This window comes from Pseudoalteromonas sp. SWYJZ19 (genome assembly GCF_015864375.1).
Lineage (GTDB): Bacteria > Pseudomonadota > Gammaproteobacteria > Enterobacterales > Alteromonadaceae > Pseudoalteromonas > Pseudoalteromonas arctica.
Window position 1 is genome coordinate 1 of record NZ_JADYXI010000035.1, and the last position, 21,298, is coordinate 21,298.

Consider the following 21,298-nt stretch of genomic DNA (forward strand, 5'->3'; position numbering starts at 1 on the left):
TATCAAGTAACCAATGACTAAGCATAAAAATACCCTCATAATCAAAAGATGATAAGGGTATTGTGAAGCAACCAAAAGATCGGTCAACCGATCAAAAATACCTTAACTGATCGGTGTTAGCTTTATAAGCGGCATTTTGTTATCTGCAATTTAGTGTGTTTGGCAGCTCATGTAATTATCGTAAAGTGCTTTAAGTACATCTGCTCGGCTGATCATGCCGATTACTTTAACACCCTCTACAACAGGGTAGTTTTTTGGTTTACCGGGCTGCATTTGCTCTGCAAGCTCAATAATATTGGTATCGCCGCTAACTGTCACTACCTTTGTTTGCATAAGTTGCGATACTTTAACCATCCCATCACAAAAATAACTGCTTTGCGTAAGTGGTTTTAATAGTTCTTGCTCAGATATAAATCCGACTAGGCATTTATCTTTATCAAATACTGGTGCGCCAAGTAGTTTAAATTTTTGTAGTTCTGCTATGGCTGTTGTCATTTCTGTATCTGGTGTGATATTTGGCAACTTGCGTTGCATAAAATCTTTTACTTTTGTATTTAGCATTTGGGTCTCTCCCGCTGATGTTCTATACAAAGTATGGTTTATAGATAGGGATTTAGGAAATTGTTTATGTTGATGAGATTGATAGGTTTTAACTATTAAGTATTTGTTGTTATATAAAATAAAAGCACCGATTAGGTGCCTTTATTCATAACTGAAAGTTAATTTCAATTATTTGATAAATGCGAATGCATCTGCGTACATGTTTTCACGAATTGCACCATGAGTAATAAAGTCATCACGGACAATACCTATCATGTCAAAACGACCGGCCATATAAATATCGTATGGTTCAAGTGATACAATATCTTGCATTACCGCTTTATGTACATAGCCAGTGTGACCTTGCCAATTAGCAGATGGATTTTCTACCACAGGGATAAACTCAAAGTTTTTGTGGCTATCGGCCCATGTTTGCATTTCTGTATGTGCGTATAAAGCTGACTCTTCTTTTACACCCCAGTAAAATAATACAGGACGGTCGCACTTAATTTCAGCTAAGTGATCAGCCATTGATTTTGCGTATGAAAAACCAGTGCCACCGGCAAGTAAAATAATAGGGCGCTCACATTGCAGGCGCAACTGTGAAATACCCAAGCCAGCTTCAATGTCTACTAACTGCCCAGTGGTATGCGCGTTTCGTAAATGTTCCAGCGATTGCATTGCATACGAATCGGCACCTGACGCGCCAATATGCAGTTCTATTGCATCGCACTGTGAAGGGCGACTAGCTATAGAAAAAGCACGTTTGTCTTTTTCGCCCAATACGAGTTGCATGTATTGGCCAGCTTCAAAGGTCACAGGTTGTTGTGGCTTTAAAATTACTTTGTGAACAAATTCTGTAAGTGGGCTGATAGCTACAACTTCAGCTTTTAATGTTTGCATTTTTTACCTTTTAGCAGCGCTTTAAACAGCAGATACGCAATCGAATGACTCGATTCTAGCATATCTGCAGGGTTATTTTATAGCCTGTTATGTACTTACATATAAACACTTAAAGGATATTAAGGCTTTCCCAAATATCATCTACGCGGTCTTTGGTGTCTTTATCCATAACAATAGGCTCGCCCCATTCGCGGGTGGTTTCGCCAGGCCATTTATTGGTGGCATCCATTCCCATTTTTGAACCCAGGCCAGAGACTGGCGATGCAAAATCGAGATAATCAATAGGTGTGTTTTCTATTAATGTTGTATCGCGAGCAGGATCCATTCGGGTTGTTATAGCCCAAATAACATCTTCCCAATCACGGGCATTAATATCGTCATCGCACACAATTACAAACTTGGTATACATAAACTGACGTAAGAACGACCAAACCCCCATCATCACGCGCTTGGCATGGCCAGGATATTGTTTTTTCATTGTTACAATCGCCATACGGTACGAGCACCCTTCAGGCGGCAGATAAAAGTCGACGATTTCAGGAAACTGCTTTTGTAATATCGGCACAAACACTTCATTAAGTGCTACACCTAAAATCGCAGGCTCATCAGGCGGTCGGCCAGTAAATGTGCTGTGATAAATAGGATCTTTACGATGCGTTAAGTGAGTGACCGTCATAACTGGAAAGTCATCTACTTCATTATAGTAACCAGTATGATCGCCATAAGGGCCTTCAGGTGCGATTTCACCTGGCATAATGTAACCTTCAAGTACTATTTCTGCACTGGCAGGGACTTGCAAGTCATTGGAAATAGATTTTACAACTTCGGTTCTGCTACCACGTAATAAACCAGCAAATGCATATTCGCTTAATGTGTCGGGTACAGGCGTTACTGCACCTAATATAGTAGCTGGATCGGCACCTAGTGCTACCGAGACAGGGTAAGGCTGTCCTGGGTTTTCTTTACACCATTCTTGAAAATCAAGCGCGCCACCACGATGCGACAACCAACGCATAATTATTTTATTTTTACCTAATAATTGCTGGCGATAAATGCCTAAATTTTGGCGCTTTTTATAAGGCCCTTTAGTAACTGTAAGGCCCCAAGTAATTAATGGCGCTGCATCACCTGGCCAACAATGTTGAATAGGTAATTTAGTTAAGTCTACATCATCACCTTCTAAAACTACTTGTTGGCAAGGCGCTTTTTTAACTTCTTTTGCAGGCATATTAAGCACTTGCTTAAAAATAGGTATAGCACCTAGAGCTTCTTTAATACCCTTTGGTGGATCAGGTTCTTTTAAAAAAGCGAGTAGCTTACCCACTTCGCGAAGCTCGCTAACATCTGTTTGGCCCATGCCCATTGCTACGCGTTTTGGTGTACCAAATAGGTTGGTAAGCACCGGCATATCGTAGCCTTTTGGATTTTCGAATAATAACGCAGGGCCTTTTGCACGCAATGTGCGATCAGATATTTCGGTCATTTCAAGATACGGGTCGATTTCTTGGGTGATACGTTTAAGTTCGCCTTTTTTTTCAAGCAAATCGATAAAATCACGTAGATCTTTATATTTCATTGTGGGCCGCTATTAAGCAAAAGAGTTGAAGTATTATACCCATTTCATGCAAGCCAAGTCATTACTTGCACTTAAAACTTAAAGCGCTCTACGGCACTTGTTAAGGAGTGTGCAAGTTGATTTACGTCTTCACTTTCGCTTGCTAGGGTTGTCGCGTTTTTGGCATTCAAGGTTGCTTGCTCTGTCACCTTGGCCATTATTTGTTGAATGTCGTTACTGTTAGTCAATTGCTCATGTGATGCATGAGCAATCTGCTCACTCATCTGATTAACAGACAACAATGTGCTTTTAATACGCTCTACGGCTTTATTTAGTTCAGTGCTGTTTTTAACACATTGCTTGGCTTGGTGTTGGCCATCGGTAATGTGTTCTTGAGTTGTTTGAGTGTGCTGTTGCAATGTTTGGATCATGGTGTTTATTTCGCTAGTCGAGGTCTGTGTACGTGCAGCTAATGATCGAACCTCATCAGCAACTACAGCAAACCCGCGTCCGTTTTCACCCGCTCGCGCTGCTTCAATTGCAGCATTGAGTGCCAATAAGTTGGTCTGCTCGGCAATGCTGCTAATTGTTTCAACAATGGCTTCAATAAGCTGAGTGTGTTGGGCTAGTTCCTCAGTGCTGCCTACTGCTTTATCAAGGCGCTGTAATAAAGTTTCTATACTTAGACTATTTGTATTAGCAATCTTGTTTACGTCATTGGCAAATTGCGATGCATTGGTTATTTCACTTGATGTTTTATCTGCTTGTTCATAAACCGCTTGTGAGTTAGTTAGCATATTTTGTGCAAGCGATGTTGCCTGTGCGCTTCGCTCCAACTGCTGTTGTGCAACAACCGTCATTTGCTGACCTTTTTCACTGGTTTTAATAGCGCTGCGGTCTAGTTCATGGGCGTCGCTACTAATTGCGCCAATTAACTGGGTAAGGTCTTCACTGAGTTTATTTATGTTATTTAGCAAAGTACCAAATTCATCTTTACTGCGCGGATGGCTTCGCTTTGATAAATCACCTGAGGCGATTCGGGCTAAATCGCGGTTTACTTTTTTAAGCGGTTTTAGCATTGCGCGAGTTGTAAAAATAGAGATAGCGATAATCAATATAATTAAAACAAGCGTAATAATTACTACAGAACTAATCCCAGTATTTATGGCGGCCTTTGCATTAGTTTGTAAGGCATTAAAGCGCTCATCAGCCAATTTATTAAGTTCAATAAGCTGACCTTCTGTTGTTATAAATTGCTGTTGAAAGTGTTCAAAATTTTGAGCCGCAGCAATAGTACTTTTGAGTACTTTATTTTGTTGGGCATAAATTCCTGTATCGTTGTTAAGTAACTCTCTTAATTGATTAAATTTAGCCGTTAAATTTTTAGCATTAAACGCATTATTAAAGGGTAGCGCTTGTTGCTCTAAATAGGTGAAATTAGGTTGGATGTTATCTAGTAGAAATAGGGTATCTTGCTGATGGCTATTTAAATCATTGATACTTGTAGTTTGAGTAATGCTTTTTATATTATTGCTTAAGTTAAACAATAAATCATCTATACGGGTCGCTGTTCCAAACATCGCATTAAGTAGCGCCTGCTGTTTTGCAGGCACTTCTAAAAGTTCTATATCAAGTAAGTTAGAACTTAAATTGTAAAGTTGCTCGTTAAACGTTGCTGATAATTCTATGGTGGAATTTTGCGCTACAAACTTACTCTCTTTAGCACTAAACATTGCGACACTTACTTTAGTCAGTTGCTCGAAGCCTGCGTTGGTACTGGTGAGTAAATTTTGCATTGTTATTTGTTGATTTAGTTGAGTGCTTAACGAATTGAGCATATCGCTAAATTGTTGTTGCTCAGCTTGCGCCTGTTTTTTATTTTGTTGAAGTAAATCAAGGTTTGCTTGGCTGTAAGCTAAGGCGTTAAATTTAGTAATAGACAGTAATGATAGCCTTAAATCTTTACTGAACTGTTGTACCGGAACTGCTAATTTTTCGGTTCGGGTATTGTTAACGCTAATTTTGTTTAATGACCAATAAAAAAACACACTACTTGTTAGCACCAATAAACCAATGGCTGTAAAAGCTAAAATTATTTTATGTTTGATCGCAATTGAACGCATAACTTCATCACAATAATGGGTCTTTAATTATTGTAGCATTACTGTAATTTATTGGTTGGTTTTGTGTTAAACCTTGATGCACTGTCTTTTTTTACCAGCAATGATTAGCATGGCCTCATTTCCCTTACCCCAAAACAGTACCTCTTCACTTATATATTTATTCCCTGATGCACTTTTTTCGTGATTAAGTACATGCACTTTATTGTTAAAGATAATTTCGGCTTCAGAATTATTAATAATATTGAGTTTTACGCTCTCATCATCGCATTGGTAAGCAGTACTGGTTTGTAAATCACTACATGCGGTTAAGCTTAGTAAAATAGCGATTAATGCTAAATATACTTTCATTTTTTCTCCCATCTTCTTTAAAAGTAAGTTAAAACGCAGGGCAAAATTTTAATCTAATGTAAGAATAACAAAGCAAAATTAACCGTTGGTGAAAGTAGCGCTTTACGTTATGTTTATAGCAATATTTTTTGAGCTCGGAAGCTTTATGGCAGGCACTAACCTTTTAACGTTATTAGACGATATAACCACTTTACTTGATGACATTGCGACAATGAGTAAGGTAGCAACAAAAAAAACAGCGGGTGTATTAGGCGATGACTTAGCACTCAATGCACAGCAGGTTACAGGTGTTGCAGCAGAGCGTGAATTACCGGTTGTTTGGGCTGTGGCAAAGGGCTCATTTTTAAATAAAGCGATACTCGTACCCGCTGCTTTATTAATAAGCGTATGGCTGCCTTGGTTAATAACACCGCTTTTAATGATGGGTGGTTTGTTTTTGTGTTTTGAGGGAGCTGAAAAAGTATTTGCTAAGTTTTTGCCTCATCACAATGAAGTGGTAGATGAAGATGAAAAATTAGATTTAGTAGAGTATGAAAAACAAAAAATAAAAGGGGCAATAAGAACCGACTTTATTCTTTCTGCCGAAATTATTGTTATTACTTTAGGCACTGTGGCAGGCGCTACGTTACTTAACCAAGCTTTAGTGCTTTGTGTTATCGCAATTATAATGACGATTGGCGTTTATGGCTTAGTGGCCGGTATTGTAAAGCTGGATGATGCCGGGCTTTATTTACTCAACGAATCTAAAGTGTCAGCTAATAAATTTAAAGAGTTACTTGGTAAAGGCTTACTCGCAGCAGCGCCTAGGTTGATGCAGTTTTTAGCATTTGCGGGCACCATTGCAATGTTTTTAGTAGGCGGCGGGATTTTAGTGCATGGTGTTGAGTTATTGCATCATACTCAAGTGGATGTAACGAGCTATGCTCAGTCTGTTGCTGGCGGCACAGGAGAAGTATTAGCGCCTCTCTTGTTTGATGGTTTGCTAGGTGTTATTGCCGGCTTAGTTGTTGTGCTTATACATGTAGGTTATACAAAGTTATTTAAAAAATAGTTTATAGCTGGCGTACTTGTTGCGCCAGCTATATTTAAATTCACTCATTCACAGTTAGCTATTTTACAAAGCGATTCTAATTCAAATTGTGCTTTAGTATTTTTTTGCTCAATGGCCTTTTTATACCAATAAATAGCCTGTTGATAATTTTGAGCTATTCCCTGACCATCACGATACATTTGCGCTAAATTTAATTGCCCCCATTGAGAACCCGCTTCAGCAGCTAGCTTAAAGCTATTAAATGCTTCAAAAAACAACTTATCTTTAAAATAAATAATGCCTTGTTGATTGTTTTTATCGAGTTTTAAACCTTTATATAGTGGCTTAGGTTTGGGAGGAAACATCACAAACCCGCCATAAAGGCTGTTGGCATAAGGTCGCAGCACGTCATAAATAGCTTCGTCTTTATACAAACGCTTTACTTCATCACGAGGGAGGGTGATTGTTTTAGTGGAGAAGTAATTGTCTTGAATTAGTTGGCTGGTACGCATTGCCAAGGTAATACTATTATTACGTTTATAGCTGTAGTTGCTTATCTGAAAGGTAATAAACTGCTTATCAAAACTTAAAACTTGAGCAATTCTTAAATTGGTTAGGGTCCAGGGTTCGTGTGTAAATTTGTCGGCGTGTACTAAGTAGGTGTCATATATTTTAGGTGTATTCAAATAGCTTTGCTTTTGAGTCTCGGTATCAAGGTGTTGTTGATAAAAAAACGAAACAATCCAAAGCAATAAAAATACGCCAATAAAGTATTTAGGTAGGCTTAGTTTTTCTATTAACGGTAGTTGCGGTATTTTAACAGGTTCGCTTTTTCCGCATTGATAGCACTCGCGTTTATAGCTTAATTTTAAGGCAAGCATAGGTAAAATGCTAAATCGTAAATAGCGGCTTTTATTTACTAAATGGTAGGCGTCGCTTTGGCAGTGAGGGCAGCGTGTTATTTGTGCAAAATGTGGAAATGATTCACTCGTGTTGAAAAGTAACATAAAGCACGCTCCTTGTTTAATTACCTAAAGGTAAAACAAGAAGCGTGTTAGTTAAAGCTACAAACTGTAAGTAAGTATGTCTGTTATTACTTATTTTGAGCTTTAGGCTTGATAGTGGTTTTTGCATCGGCAGCCATTAGAGCAAATACAGCATATGCAGCGGTATTTTGACGAAGCTTAGCAGGTGTCACTTTGTCAAGCGTATCGTCAGCTGTATGGTGGTAATCAAAGTAATCTGTTCCATCTTGAGCAAGTTCAAAAATAGGCGCTGACGTTGCTGCTTTAAGTGGAATTAGATCGGGGCCACCATTCGCTTGGTTTTTACCAATGTGCTCAATATTTAACGGCGCAAGTTCTTTTGCTATAGCGCGAACTACAGGAAGTGACTCTGCGCTTACGTTCGACTCAAAAGCATATACAACATCGGCGCCAAAATCAGACTCAGCGGCTGCAACAATATTGCTTAGCTCGTTTTTATGCTCTGCAAAATAAGCTTTTGCCCCCCAAAGACCTAGCTCTTCAGCTGCAAAAAGTACCACACGAATACTGCGCTTAGGGCGTTTTACATCGCTAATATGTTTAGCGGCTGCCATTGTTAGTGCAACGCCTGCGCCGTCATCTAATGCGCCAGTCCCTAAGTCCCAAGAATCTAAATGCCCCCCAATTAATACATATTGCTCAGGGTTTTCGGTACCATTAAATTGGCCAATAACGTTATAACCAGTGCCTTCACCAAGGCTTTCGGTTTGCACATTAATATTTACCGACACTTCTTTATTTAAAGCAACTAAGCGTGCTATTTGATCTGCATCTGGGTTAGCAATTGTTACGTTAGGTATTTTTGTAACACCTTCTTTGTAGTAACTACCGCCAGTGTGTGCAAAGCGATGATGACCGGTACTAACCGAGCGCATCATGTAGGCAACAGCGCCTTTTTTAGATGCTTCTATAGCGCCTGTACCGCGTGCTTTTACAGCAGGTCCGTAACCATTCCCGTCTATGTCGCGGTTCATACGGTAATTAATATACGCAATTTTACCTTTTAAACTGTTTGCCGGTGCGGCTTTTAATTCATCAAGTGTTTCGAATAATACAACCGGCGCTGTAATCCCATCTTTTGGCGTGCTTATACTGTTACCTAATGCAGTTAAGTGCAGTGGTTGCTCGCTTGGTGTTAGTATTTTTCCGCTTTCGCTATAACGGCGCCATTCAGGAAATGTGGCTTTTTCTAACCATACTTTATCAAAGCCCAGTTCATTAAATTTGGCTTGAGCCCATGCCACGGCTTTTTTATCGTTTTCGGTACCAGGAAGGCGTGGGCCTACTTCAGTTGTTAATGACTCTAGTAATTTATAACTTAAATCACTATTTAGTGCAGAGGTGCGCACTTTGTCTACTTGTTGTAATTGCTTTTGGGTAAATTCGGCGCTGTTAGCGTTTGCAGCCATACTGCTAGTAAGCAGCAGTGCGGTAATTAATTTTTTCATTTTGGTAGGCCTTTTTAATAATTAGCGCTATTAGAGCATGTAACAAACATGATAAAAAATAGATGAGATGAATAGGCTTTGTAATAGGTTTAAAGCTGTTAGGTGTGAATATTTAGATATAAAAAAGCCCGCGTAAATGTACGCGGGCTATATTTTAAAGCTGTTATTTAAGGCATTTATTTAAAAGCTAAATTGCGCAGCTAAACGAAGATTTGTGCCCTCGCCAACAGTTACATTATTTGTGCCGCCACCACCTAAATAGCTTTTATCAAATAAGTTTTCGATGTTAAGGCGTAAGTTAATATCGGTATTACTTAAGTTAAACTTATAAGTTGCACCTACATCAACACGCGTATATGCATCTTTAGTAATTGTATTGGCGCTATCGGCAAAGCGCTCACCTTCGTAAAAAGCACCAGCATTAAGTGCAATGGCGTCGTTTAATTCATAACGCGTCCAAAGTGATGCCGACCATTTTGGTGCATCGGTAGGGCGTTTACCTTCCAATACTTCATCGCGTTCAAAGTTAGCATCTAGATACATAGTTGATGCCATAACAAATAAGCGGTCAGTAGCGGCACCTTGTGCGCTTAGCTCAAAACCTTTATGGCGTTGTTCACCTACTTGGTTTGTTTCACTTGTGAATGACCCAATAGGAACTTCAAGTTGTTCGCTAACAAGAGTACCTTCTTTGCTAATATCAAAAATAGCACTGGTAAGCATTAGGCGGTCATCAAATAATTGCCATTTAATACCAATTTCTCTTTGCTCAGATGTAATAGCATCTAATTTCATACCGTTATTTACATCTGTTTCATCAATTAATGTTTCACTGCCTTGAGGCTCGAAACCTTCTGAGTAACTAGCGTATATAGTTGCAGAAGCATTTGGGTGATAAAGCACGCCTACTTTTGGTACAAATGATTCGTTATCTGCATCTTCTCGTGTTTGTTTGTCGTAACGACCACCCAATGATAGTTGCCACTCAGGCGAGAACGAAATTAAGTCTTGAACGTAAATTCCGTAGTAGTCGTATTCAGTTTCGCTTACTGTATCATCTGTTTTATAGCTTACTGATGGACGAGATGGTTCTGCTTGTCCTGCAGAAAAATCAAAAGAGTCGGCAGAGGTACGACGTTGCCCGTAGTAATAATCAAGCGAGTTTGCGCCAATTAAAAATTGGTGCTGTAAGCTACCTGTTTTAAATTCACCAATAAAATCAATAAATGCAGTTTTAAATTGCCAATCATCAAAACGGTCGTAAGGGCGAGATTCATAACTATCGCCTTCAACAAAGTCACTTGGCATATTCGGTGCTGATTCAAAGCGTTGGCGCTCAAACGTTTGTTCGTTATAGCCAAGCTTTACTTGCCAGTTATCGGTTAAAAATACTTCTAGGTCTACACCTAGGTTTTCTACGGTTATGTCGGTAAATGCCCAAGACATATCACGGATTGTTTTATCATCACCAATTACATTGGCATTATCGTCTATCCATGCGCCAGTATCTAAACCTGCTTCGTCGTCTGTGCGGTCGTAATGCACACGTACTAATGCGTTGTCGCTAATATCGTAATCTACAACTAAAGCACCTAAAAAGCGGTCACGCTCGCGGTTTTCACCGTTTTGGTATTCACGCCAGTAATCAACATCTTGTTTAACTAAAATACCACGAGCACGTAAATCTTCAGATTCAGTCAAGGCGCCTGCAGCATCTACCATAAAGCGAGTTGAACCATGCTGATCTACATCGGCACTGGCATTAAATAATGTTTGTGCTGTAGGCTTTTTAGTAACCATGTTCACCAAGCCACCCGGACCTGATTGACCATATAAAATGCTCGATGGGCCTTTAATTACTTCAACTTGTTGTAAAATTTCGATTGGTTGTTGGTAGTGCGACCAATGCTGATGCCCATCACGTAAATAACCTGTTGATGAGCTTAGCTCAAACCCACGTAAGTTAAATACCTCACGATTTCGTTGTTGTGAGCCTGCAGTTAAGCTTGCGTCATTTGTGAGTACTTCGCCAAGGGTAGTGGCAAGTTGCTCACTAATAATAGTGTCGGTTATTACGGTTACAGATTGTGCGGTTTCAAGTAAAGAAGCTGATGTTCTCATTGCGCCATTAGCGTTATCTACTTTGTAATCGTTAAAGTAGCTACCTTTTACTTCTATACGCTCAAGGTCAGTAGTGTTTGCGTATGTGTTTGTTGTAATGCTTGCTAATAGTGCTATGTAAAGAGAATTCAGTTTCATTGATTGCTTCCAGCGCAGTTATGTAAAAAACAATCGAGATCCTAATGCAAATCACTATCATTTTCAACATCTTTTATTAACATGCTTTATAGTGTGTTTGTTAATGGTTGCCAATTGCGAATTCTGCTATTATTAGCAACATATTTAGTGGGGCTTTCCCCCATGTTATTTTTATTGCTATGGAACTTACTGTGACTTCAACTGCTTTTTCATCTTTGGCTTTACCAGCTGGACTCGTTGATAATTTATCAACACTTGGCTATGCCCACATGACACCTGTACAAGCGCAAAGTTTACCGCCTGTACTTGCTGGTAAAGACATCATTGCTCAGGCAAAAACCGGTTCAGGTAAAACTGCTGCGTTTAGCTTGGGTGTACTCGCTAAATTAAACGTAAAACGCTTTCGTATTCAGTCGTTAGTTTTATGCCCAACCCGAGAGCTTGCTGAGCAGGTTGCGGTTGAAATGCGCAAATTAGCGCGCGGTATCCATAACATTAAAATATTAACGTTATGTGGCGGTGTATCAATTGGTCCACAAATAGGCTCGCTTGAACATGGCGCGCATATTATTGTTGGTACACCTGGGCGTGTTGATGACCATATTCGTAAAGGTACTTTACGTTTAGATGATGTTGAAACATTGGTACTTGATGAAGCCGATCAAATGCTTGATATGGGTTTTCAAGATACACTTGATGCAATTATTGAGCGCATTCCACAAAATCGTCAAACATTGTTATTTAGTGCAACATTCCCAAGAGCTATTGAAGCAATTGCTAAGCGTGTACTTAAAAATCCAGAAATGGTTAAAGTAGAAGAAGAGCAAGCCAAAAGCACAATTAAGCAGTACTTCTACAAAATGGATAATAATAAGCAGCGCTATCCAACGCTAAAATTATTATTACTTAAATTTACACCACAAAGCTGTGTTGTGTTTTGTAATACTAAAGTAGAAACACAACAAGTGTGTGACGATTTAGCTGATGAAGGCTTTAGTGCTGTTTCGCTACACGGTGATTTAGAACAGCGCGATCGTGAACGTACGTTAATTCACTTTTCAAATAAAAGTGCTTCAATACTTGTTGCAACCGATGTTGCTGCACGTGGTTTAGATATTGACGACATGGATATGGTGATTAACTACCATTTAGCACATGACACGCAAACACATGTGCATCGTGTTGGTCGTACTGGTCGCGCTGGTAAAAAGGGCATTGCATGTTCTATTTACGGTGAAGCAGAAGCGTTTAAAATTGCTCAAATAGGCGAACATTACGAACGTGATATTACTCCAGAGCAAATGCCACCATTTAATTTATTAGACAAGCCACCGTACCGCCCTGAAATGGTTACTTTGATGATTGATTCAGGTAAAAAACAAAAAGTACGTGCAGGTGATATTTTAGGTGCTTTAACGGGTAAAGATGGGGTTGCAGGTCGTCAGGTGGGTAAAATTAACGTACTTGATAACGTAGCGTTTGTTGCTGTTGAGCGTAACTCATTAAAACCTGCGCTTCGTAAATTAACCGAAGGCAATATTAAAGGGCGTAAAATACGCGCACGTCGCCTTACTCGTTAATTTAAACTTCTAAATTAATAGATTAACGAGCAGCTACCTTTAGCTGCTCGTATTGTGTTTGTATTTTTTTAAACTCAACTTCACAGCCATTTGGTTTATCTGGGTGCACTTGTAATGCAAGTTGTCTCCAGCGCTTTTGAACATTTTTAAGAGTGAAATTTTCAGGTAACTTCCATTCTAAAGCCAATGCTTTAAATTCATTTTCATTTAAAGTCTGTTGTGGTGATATCGTTTTAAACTGACGCCAAAAGCTATTTAAAAGCTCATCAATCTGCTCTTCACTGGTATCGTAATTATGCCAATCTAAATAATAATCTCGCAAATTTTCGCTTGTTGTTACTAAACTATTATCTCCTTTTTCTAAAAGCTCGATATGCAGAGCTGAAATGAGTAAACTCTGAGGGCGTAATTGTGCCTGCAGTTGGTACAGTGCATTCATAATTAAAAAGTTACGTTTAAATAAATCACGTTCAGGACTTTTATCGAGAGTGGTCATAGCGCTGCGGTTTGTCAGTTCTGCTGCTAAAGTATGAACTTGCCAAACCTGCTTTGTTAGTATTAGCTCAAAAATCTCATCAATCAGTGGGTTAAGCATTGTTTAGGTCCTAGTAGTTGGTGTATCTTCAATAAAGATTACACTGATATAAGTAACGGTTTGAAGGATTAAAATTATGCTGGGCAAGTTAAAATGCCTCTTATTTACTATATGCTGTGTACTAATAGCTCCTAGCTATGCCCAAAATAATGATTCGTTATTTGAGCAATTCAAAAACGAAGTGCAGTGGGAGCCTAAATTACAATTAGCAAACATGCTACTTGCTAATAAAAATGCCTCCAAAAAAGAGCGTGTCGCTGTTTATTCGGCATTGGGTAATACTGCGTTATCGGTTGATAATTTTAAAGACTCATTACATTACTTTAAATTACTTGAACAACATACTTCGGATACTTTCTTCCCTGATGAGCACTTTCGTGCAATAAAAATGCAAGGTGTTGTACTTTTTTATCAAGGCTTATTTCAAAAAGCGATTATTGAATATACCCGTACCCTAGCATTAGCAGAAAAGAATAAGCAATTACTAGAGCAGGCAAACTTATTAAATAATATTGGTTTGGCCTATTTTAATATGAATAAGCTAGGCGATACCCTAGAGTTTTATTTAAAAGCAAAAGCTATCTACGAGGCGTACGGCAGCGAGCAAGATAAAACCGATATACTACTTAATATAGCAGGCGTTTATATACGCTTATCACGCTACGATAGTGCGTTTGGTCTTTATCAAGATGTACTTAAGGTTTATCAACGATTAGATGATAAAAGCGGTATTGCGCAGGTATATAACAATATGGGTGTTGCCCATATGGAGAGTAATCAATTTGACTTAGCACTGCATTATTACCAGCTAGCGCTACGCTATTATATTTCAGCTAATGATTACAATAAGTTATCTACACAATATACAAACCTAGCAAATACTAATTTAGTATTAAAAAAAGTGGATGAAGCGTACGAGCAAGCTAAATTAGGTGAGTACTACGCCCTTAAAATAGATAACCATAATTTAGAGCTTAATGCGCTACATGCGCTGGCTAAAATTCAGTTTGTTAAGGGCAACTTAGAAGAGGCGCAAATAAATTTAGATAGAGCAATTTTACTTGCTCATGAATATGGTAGTGAGCGAATAATTAGAGAGAGCTTGGGGGCCAAAGCACTTCTTGAAGCCAGTAAAGGCGATTATTCAAGCGCAATGGCTTTGCAACAAAAATATATTAGTGAGTTGCGAAAGCTCAGAAGTACGGCAATTATAAATGCACTAGCGGTACTTCAGCATCAATTTAAAGCAACGCAATTAAACCAAGAGATAGAAAAACTTAAACAAGATCGCCGTGTGCAAGAGCTAAAAATGTCGCAGCGTTCTCAGCTTACTTTATTCTCTTTTTTACTATTACTTTTAGTTGTCGTAACTGGTATTGCGCTTTATCGCCGTGGTGCAGAAAAACGCGCTAAGCAGCAGTTAACAGAACAAGTTACGCAACGTACTGCAGAATTGCAGGCAATTGCACAAGAGCTGAGAGAAGCCAACGATGTTAAAAGCCAGTTTTTGGCTAATATTAGTCACGAAATTCGCACTCCACTAACGGCTATTTTAGGGCAAACAGATGCTTTAATTAATGAATTATATGAGCCTGAGTCACTTAAAGATGAATTAAGAGTAATTCAGCGTCACAGTGACCATTTAAAAAGCTTAATAAATGATGTACTCGATTTAAGTAAAATTGAAGCCAATAGATTAGAGTTAAATATTTCGTGCTTTGATATTGTAGAGCTCGTAAATGATGTGCACGCAATGTTTATCACCCAAGCAAAAGCAAAAAATCTACATCTTATTTTAGACAATCAAGTGGGTAATGAGTTTTACACTAAGCTGGATTTAATACGCGTAAAGCAGATTCTTATAAACTTATGTGCAAATGCTATTAAGTTTACTCATTCAGGGCAGATCATTATTGCATTAAATAAGAGTGAGCAAGGACTAGTTATTATTGTAAAAGATACCGGTATTGGTATGAGCTCTAAACAGTTAAAGCTTATTTTTGAATGCTTTAGCCAAGCTGATAACAGCATTAGCCGTCGCTTTGGTGGTACAGGGTTAGGCCTTAGCTTATCGCAACAATTAGCTGCGATGATGGGTGGTTATATCAGCGTACAAAGCGAATACAAAAAGGGCAGTCAGTTTTCGTTCTTTTTACCGTGCGCAGAAGTAAATAAATCTCAAAGCATGATTGAAACTCAAAGTGCTCCTAAGGCAAATAAGCAATTAGCAGGGCGTGTTGTACTTGCGGAGGATCATCCTGATAATCGTAGGTTAATAAGTCGTTATTTACGCTCAATGGGACTCGAGGTTATTGCTGTTGAAAATGGTGAGCAAGCGGTAGAGCAGTGCTTAAAAGAATATCCAGATTTGGTATTGCTCGATATTCAAATGCCAGTGATGGATGGGCGTTCTGCTTTTCAGCTATTAAAACAATGTGGTTTTGAGCGACCTATTTTTGCTTTAACAGCAAATGCTATGAGTCATGAAGTGGATGGTTATTTAGAGTTAGGGTTTACTGGTTACTTAGGTAAACCGATAGACAAAGAGTCATTTTATAAAGCGCTTTCTAGTCACCTACATAATGCAGAAGATCAGCCAATTACAAAGCAAAATGAAGTTGATATGAGCGATCTTGTGATTAGTTTCAAGCAGAGCTTTGCTTTGGAGAGTGAAACGATTACGCAGCATTTTATAAGCGAAGATTTAGATGCGCTACAAAAAGATAGCCATCGCATTTTAGGGGCTGCACAAATGTTTGGTTTGGATGAAATTGCGCAATCGGCTAAAAATTTAGACAGAGCACTTCTACGCAGAAGCCAAAAAAGCAGTGCAAATGATTTTAAAGCGCTCGTTGATACGCTGCAGGGTGTACTTAAAAAGTATAATGAAAGTTAAACTGTATTTAATCCAGACACAAAAAAAGCGCCTAAGGCGCTTTTTTATTCAATTAAAACGCTTTTATTGGCGTCTCATCGAATCAAAAAATTCATCATTGGTTTTGCTCATCGATAGTTTATCGATTAAGAATTCCATTGCATCAATTTCTGACATGTCATGAACAATTTTACGTAAAATCCAAAGCTTTTGAAGTTCATCTGGTTTTGTTAGTAATTCTTCACGACGAGTACCTGAGCGGTTAAAGTCGATAGCTGGGAATACACGTCTTTCCGCAATTTTACGGTTAAGGTGAAGTTCCATGTTACCAGTACCTTTAAACTCTTCGTAGATAACTTCATCCATTTTAGAGCCAGTATCGATAAGAGCTGTAGCTATGATTGTTAAGCTACCACCTTCCTCAACGTTACGTGCAGCACCAAAGAAGCGCTTAGGTTTATGTAATGCGTTAGCGTCAACACCACCAGTAAGTACTTTACCTGATGAAGGAATAACGGTGTTATAAGCACGTGCTAAACGAGTGATTGAATCCAATAAGATAACAACATCTTTTTTATGTTCAACTAGGCGTTTTGCTTTTTCGATAACCATTTCGGCAACTTGTACGTGGCGAGAAGCTGGTTCATCGAACGTTGATGCAATAACCTCACCTTTAACTAGGCGCTGCATCTCTGTTACTTCTTCCGGACGCTCATCAATCAGTAATACCATTAATGTTGCATCTGGATGGTTATGCGTAATTGATTGCGCAATATTTTGAAGTAGCATTGTTTTACCCGCTTTTGGCGGAGCTACTAACAAACCACGTTGGCCGCGGCCAATAGGAGATGCTAAATCAAGTACACGGGCTGTAATATCTTCTTTACTGCCGTTACCACGTTCCATGCGAAAACGTTCGTTTGCATGTAATGGAGTAAGGTTTTCAAAAAGAATTTTAGTTCGAGAGTTTTCAGGTTTATCAAAGTTAACTTCATTTACTTTAAGTAAAGCAAAGTAACGTTCACCGTCTTTAGGTGGACGAATAAGACCTGAAATTGAATCGCCAGTACGCATGCTGAAACGGCGAATTTGGCTAGGTGAAACATAAATGTCATCTGGGCCAGCTAAGTAAGAGGCTTCTGATGATCTTAAGAAGCCGAAACCATCTTGTAAAATCTCTAATACACCGCCGCCGAAGATATTCTCTCCGCCTTTGGCATGGGATTTAAGAATGGCAAAAATGATATCTTGCTTTCTTAAGCGGGCTACGTTTTCGAGCCCCATGGACTCAGCTAAGTCTACAAGCTCTTTAATGGACTTGTCTTTTAATTCGCGTAAATGCATATTGGTGGGTTCTTTATTACAGTTGTCATACTCAAAATCGCTTTGATCGTTGAGTGAGGTTTGTTGAATATAACTAAGGATTAGTTGGCTTTATAAACTAGCAGTTCACTGGCAAAGCGTCCAGTCTTTATACAAAATAAATTTAAAAAAGGGCAAAAAGCCCTTTTTATTGTTCTAGCTTACAGTTAGATGTTGTTTTCTAAAAACTCAATAAGTTGAGTTTTTGAAAGAGCACCTACTTTCGTTGCAGCTACTTGACCATCTTTAAAAAGAAGTAAAGTAGGGATACCACGAATACCAAATTTTGGCGGTGTGCCAGCATTTTGGTCAATGTTTAATTTAGCAACAGTCACACGGCTGTCGTATTCATCAGCAACTTCGTGAAGAATAGGGGCGATCATTTTACAAGGTCCACACCATTCAGCCCAGAAATCTACTAGTACTGGTTTGTCAGATTGTAATACGTCAGCTTCAAAGCTATCGTCAGTAATTTGGATTATTTTCTCGCTCATTGCGCTCTCCGATTTAGTTAGGCGAAATATTTAGTGCGTATTTAAACACTCTTGTTTCTTATTGCAAGTTTAAACGTTATGCTTAAACGCTATGACTAAGACACATTTAACCGATAAAAAGTTTTCAGACTTTGCTATCGCACCGGAAGTGGTTGCCGGTTTAACCGAGAATGGGTTTGAATATTGCACACCTATTCAAGCAAAATGCCTACCTTTTATTTGTGATGGACGCGATATCGCGGGCCAAGCTCAAACAGGTACAGGCAAAACGTTGGCGTTTTTAACTGCCACGTGCCATCGGTTATTACAATCTAGCAAAGCACCTAGTAAACATCCAAGAGCCCTGATCATGGCCCCTACTCGGGAGCTTGCGATTCAGATACACAAAGATGCTAAAATTTTAGCGCCGCACTGTAATCTTAACTTAGGTTTAGTATATGGTGGCGAAGATTACGAAAAACAACGTGCACAACTAGAAAAAGGCGTTGATATTTTAATTGGTACTACAGGTCGTCTAATTGATCTGTATAAGCAAGGCTGTTACACCCTTAATGAAATTGAGGTAGTCGTGCTTGACGAAGCTGATCGTATGTTCGATTTAGGTTTTATCAAAGATATTCGCTATATGTTCGATCGTATGCCAGATACATCAAAGCGTTTAAACTTATTATTTTCTGCCACATTGTCGTATCGCGTACAAGAATTAGCTTTTGAGCACATGACAAACCCAGAACATGTTCAAATTGAACCTGACGTTAAAACGGGTAAACGTATTCAAGAAGAGCTATTTCATCCTTCGCAAGAAGATAAAATTAAGCTGTTGTTAAGCTTAATTGAAGAAGAATGGCCAGAGAAAGCAATCGTGTTTGCAAATACCAAGCACAGTTGTGAAACAGTATATGCTTGGCTTAAGTCAGACGGTCATCGTGTAGGTATGCTTACTGGTGATGTTAACCAGAAAAAACGCCAAACTATATTAGCGCAGTTTAGCAAAGGCGACTTAGACTTTTTAGTTGCGACTGATGTTGCAGCGCGTGGTCTTCATATTCCAGAAGTAAGTCATGTATTTAACTTTGATTTACCTGACGATTGTGAAGATTATGTTCACCGTATTGGTCGTACTGGCCGCGCTGGTGCATCAGGCCACGCAATTAGTTTTGCATGTGAGCAATATGCATATAACCTGCATGAAATTGAAGAATATATAGAGCACAGCATTCCTTTATCACATTATGATAAAACAGCATTGCTAGATGATTTAACTCAGCCTATCATTCAAAGAAAGCGCAACTATTCAACAGGTCCACGTAACCGTAGTAATAACAGCGGACGTCGCCCAAATAATAGTTACCAAAAAGGACGGTCGTAAACGACCGTTTGTATAAGTAGTAGTAACTAGAGGTTTTTGAACGGTGGGGCAACTTAAACCGCAAAAAAATGTGTACGCAGTTATTGATTTGGGCTCAAATAGCTTTCATATGCTTATAGCCAAATCAATTGCTGGCGGTCTACAAACAATTGGACGTGTTAAACGCAAAGTCCGATTAGCCGCAGGGCTTGATAAAGATAACGTATTGAGCACTGAAGCAATGCAGCGAGGCTGGGAATGCCTTGCCCTTTTTGCTGAGCGTCTACAAGATATCCCAGATAAAAACATCACCATAGTAGCAACAGCCACCTTACGGTTAGCAACTAACGCCGAAGTATTCAAAAATCATGCAGAAAAGATTCTTGGCCATAACATTAATGTTATTAGCGGAGAATTAGAAGCGCGTACAATTTATAAAGGTGTTGCTCATACTTCATCTTGTACTGGCAAACAGCTTGTTATTGACATTGGTGGTGCAAGTACCGAAGTTGTAATTGGTAAAGCATTTGATGCCTTACATTACAAAAGCCTCAATATGGGGTGTGTTACCTATCTTGAACGCTATTTCAAAGACTGCCAATTAAGTAAGAGTAACTTTAACGCAGCCATAAAAGCAGCTCGTACAGTCATTGATGAAATTTCTCCAGAATATAAAACAGCGGGATGGCAAATTGCATCTGGTGCTTCTGGCACAGTGCAAGCAATTCAAGAAATTATGGTCGCTCAAAATCTTGACGATTTACTTACGCTTGAAAAGCTCAACACTATAAAAGAGCAAGCAATTGCATTTAGCACTATTGCAGCGCTAGACCTTCCTGGATTAAGTGAAGACCGTCGACTGGTATTTGTATCAGGGCTCGCAATCTTAATCGCACTATTTGAATCTCTTGAAATAGAAAAAATGGGATTGGCGGGTGGAGCACTGCGTGAAGGCGTTTTATATAGCATGGTTCCGGAGTTTCATAATAACGACATTCGTAAACGCACAGTTGATGGGTTTATGAGTCGTTATCACGTTGATCAAAAACAAGCGTGTCGGGTTTCAAGCTTAGCTATGCAGTTAGCGGTAAGTATTGATAAAGATTGGCCAATTGAACGTTTAAATGGGTTACCACTATTAAAAGCGGTAGCGCAGCTTCATGAGATTGGATTACTAATAGAATATAAGCAGTACCATAAACACACCGCTTATATTTTGGAAAATACCGATATGCCTGGTTTTTCACAGTCAGAGCATAAATTAATAGTAGCGGTAGCAGATGCGCATCGTTCTGATTTTCCAAAAGGCTGTTTTAATTCACTCGGCGTAAATAGTCTATTGGCGCAATATATAGTGAGATTACTACGGATAGCAGTCATCTTATCAATGCGCAGACAAGATGATGTACTGCCTATGTTTGAGTTAACTGCTAAAAATGAAGTGTTAGACCTTAAGTTTGAAAGTAACTGGTTAAAAGATCATCCATTAATGGCCAGCGAGCTACAACAAGAGTCTAAACAGCAAGGTAAACTTGGGTGGAAGCTCATAGTAAACTAATTAAAAAGGCCCATCAGGGCCTTTTTAGTGTTTAAAGTAACCATTTCGATGCAAATATGTGCGAACAGCACATTATTTCAAGTTTTCTTCAAAAAAAGGTTGATCTGTTTTCGGATCTCCCTATAATGCGACCCCACTGAGACGGGAAACGCCAACGCATAGCGAGGCAGGAACAACTCAGAGAGTTAAATAAAACTTCGGTTTTAAATCTTCCAAAAGAAAGTTTAAAACTAA

The 21,298-nt window shown here is 39.0% G+C and carries 16 protein-coding genes; 5 read left to right on the top strand and 11 right to left on the bottom strand.

Features of this window, described 5'->3' with window-relative positions:
* Nucleotides 1–150 precede the first annotated feature (150 nt).
* The 5 genes from I6F45_RS20315 to I6F45_RS20335 form a co-directional block, all read right to left on the bottom strand.
* A complete protein-coding gene (locus I6F45_RS20315; RefSeq protein ID WP_007580571.1) occupies nt 151–561 on the bottom strand; it encodes a CBS domain-containing protein in 411 nt (136 codons plus the stop codon).
* Between the two features lie 168 nt (nt 562–729).
* Nucleotides 730–1,443, bottom strand: coding sequence for an NAD(P)H-flavin reductase (gene fre, locus I6F45_RS20320; RefSeq protein WP_024589658.1), 714 nt, complete (start codon nt 1,441–1,443; stop codon nt 730–732).
* A gap of 109 nt (nt 1,444–1,552) precedes the next feature.
* Complete coding sequence (gene ubiD / locus I6F45_RS20325) at nt 1,553–3,019, bottom strand: 4-hydroxy-3-polyprenylbenzoate decarboxylase (RefSeq protein WP_024589659.1); 1,467 nt, start codon at nt 3,017–3,019, stop codon at nt 1,553–1,555.
* 71 nt (nt 3,020–3,090) lie between these two features.
* Nucleotides 3,091–5,121, bottom strand: coding sequence for a methyl-accepting chemotaxis protein (locus I6F45_RS20330; RefSeq protein ID WP_197119569.1), 2,031 nt, complete (start codon nt 5,119–5,121; stop codon nt 3,091–3,093).
* A 66-nt stretch (nt 5,122–5,187) separates the two neighbouring features.
* A complete protein-coding gene (locus I6F45_RS20335; RefSeq protein ID WP_165729321.1) occupies nt 5,188–5,469 on the bottom strand; it encodes an MliC family protein in 282 nt (93 codons plus the stop codon).
* Between the two features lie 145 nt (nt 5,470–5,614).
* Between I6F45_RS20335 and I6F45_RS20340 the strand changes: the two genes are divergently transcribed.
* The gene (locus I6F45_RS20340) at nt 5,615–6,520 is read left to right on the top strand and encodes a DUF808 domain-containing protein (protein WP_165729320.1); all 906 of its coding nucleotides are present in this window, start codon (nt 5,615–5,617) and stop codon (nt 6,518–6,520) included.
* A gap of 44 nt (nt 6,521–6,564) precedes the next feature.
* Here the strand turns inward: I6F45_RS20340 and I6F45_RS20345 are convergent, their stop codons facing one another.
* The 3 genes from I6F45_RS20345 to I6F45_RS20355 form a co-directional block, all read right to left on the bottom strand.
* Nucleotides 6,565–7,506 (bottom strand): tetratricopeptide repeat protein, encoded by a 942-nt coding sequence (locus tag I6F45_RS20345; RefSeq protein WP_024589662.1) that lies wholly within the window; start codon nt 7,504–7,506, stop codon nt 6,565–6,567.
* A gap of 86 nt (nt 7,507–7,592) precedes the next feature.
* Complete coding sequence (locus tag I6F45_RS20350) at nt 7,593–8,993, bottom strand: M20/M25/M40 family metallo-hydrolase (protein ID WP_165739343.1); 1,401 nt, start codon at nt 8,991–8,993, stop codon at nt 7,593–7,595.
* 180 nt (nt 8,994–9,173) lie between these two features.
* Complete coding sequence (locus I6F45_RS20355; protein WP_197119570.1) at nt 9,174–11,252, bottom strand: TonB-dependent siderophore receptor; 2,079 nt, start codon at nt 11,250–11,252, stop codon at nt 9,174–9,176.
* Nucleotides 11,253–11,443: 191 nt separating this feature from the next.
* Here I6F45_RS20355 and dbpA point away from each other — a divergent pair, with 191 nt between their 5' ends.
* Nucleotides 11,444–12,832, top strand: a complete 1,389-nt coding sequence (dbpA, locus tag I6F45_RS20360; protein ID WP_007580581.1) for an ATP-dependent RNA helicase DbpA — start codon at nt 11,444–11,446, stop codon at nt 12,830–12,832.
* A gap of 22 nt (nt 12,833–12,854) precedes the next feature.
* On the opposite strand, the gene I6F45_RS20365 is transcribed toward dbpA, so the two are convergent.
* Nucleotides 12,855–13,427, bottom strand: a complete 573-nt coding sequence (locus tag I6F45_RS20365; protein WP_121954361.1) for a DNA-J related domain-containing protein — start codon at nt 13,425–13,427, stop codon at nt 12,855–12,857.
* Nucleotides 13,428–13,503: 76 nt separating this feature from the next.
* On the opposite strand from I6F45_RS20365, the gene I6F45_RS20370 reads away from it, so the two are divergent.
* Nucleotides 13,504–16,323, top strand: coding sequence for an ATP-binding protein (locus I6F45_RS20370; protein ID WP_007580583.1), 2,820 nt, complete (start codon nt 13,504–13,506; stop codon nt 16,321–16,323).
* A 63-nt stretch (nt 16,324–16,386) separates the two neighbouring features.
* On the opposite strand, the gene rho is transcribed toward I6F45_RS20370, so the two are convergent.
* Both rho and trxA read right to left on the bottom strand, forming a co-directional pair.
* A complete protein-coding gene (rho, locus tag I6F45_RS20375; RefSeq protein WP_166419578.1) occupies nt 16,387–17,646 on the bottom strand; it encodes a transcription termination factor Rho in 1,260 nt (419 codons plus the stop codon).
* A gap of 185 nt (nt 17,647–17,831) precedes the next feature.
* The gene (gene trxA / locus I6F45_RS20380) at nt 17,832–18,158 is read right to left on the bottom strand and encodes a thioredoxin TrxA (protein WP_002960942.1); all 327 of its coding nucleotides are present in this window, start codon (nt 18,156–18,158) and stop codon (nt 17,832–17,834) included.
* Between the two features lie 91 nt (nt 18,159–18,249).
* Between trxA and rhlB the strand changes: the two genes are divergently transcribed.
* Both rhlB and gppA read left to right on the top strand, forming a co-directional pair.
* Nucleotides 18,250–19,527 carry an ATP-dependent RNA helicase RhlB gene (gene rhlB / locus I6F45_RS20385; RefSeq protein WP_165741477.1) on the top strand — a complete coding sequence of 426 codons (1,278 nt, stop codon included), beginning with the start codon at nt 18,250–18,252 and terminating at the stop codon, nt 19,525–19,527.
* Between the two features lie 43 nt (nt 19,528–19,570).
* Nucleotides 19,571–21,064 (top strand): guanosine-5'-triphosphate,3'-diphosphate diphosphatase, encoded by a 1,494-nt coding sequence (gppA, locus tag I6F45_RS20390; RefSeq protein WP_007580584.1) that lies wholly within the window; start codon nt 19,571–19,573, stop codon nt 21,062–21,064.
* The last annotated feature ends 234 nt before the right edge of the window (nt 21,065–21,298 follow it).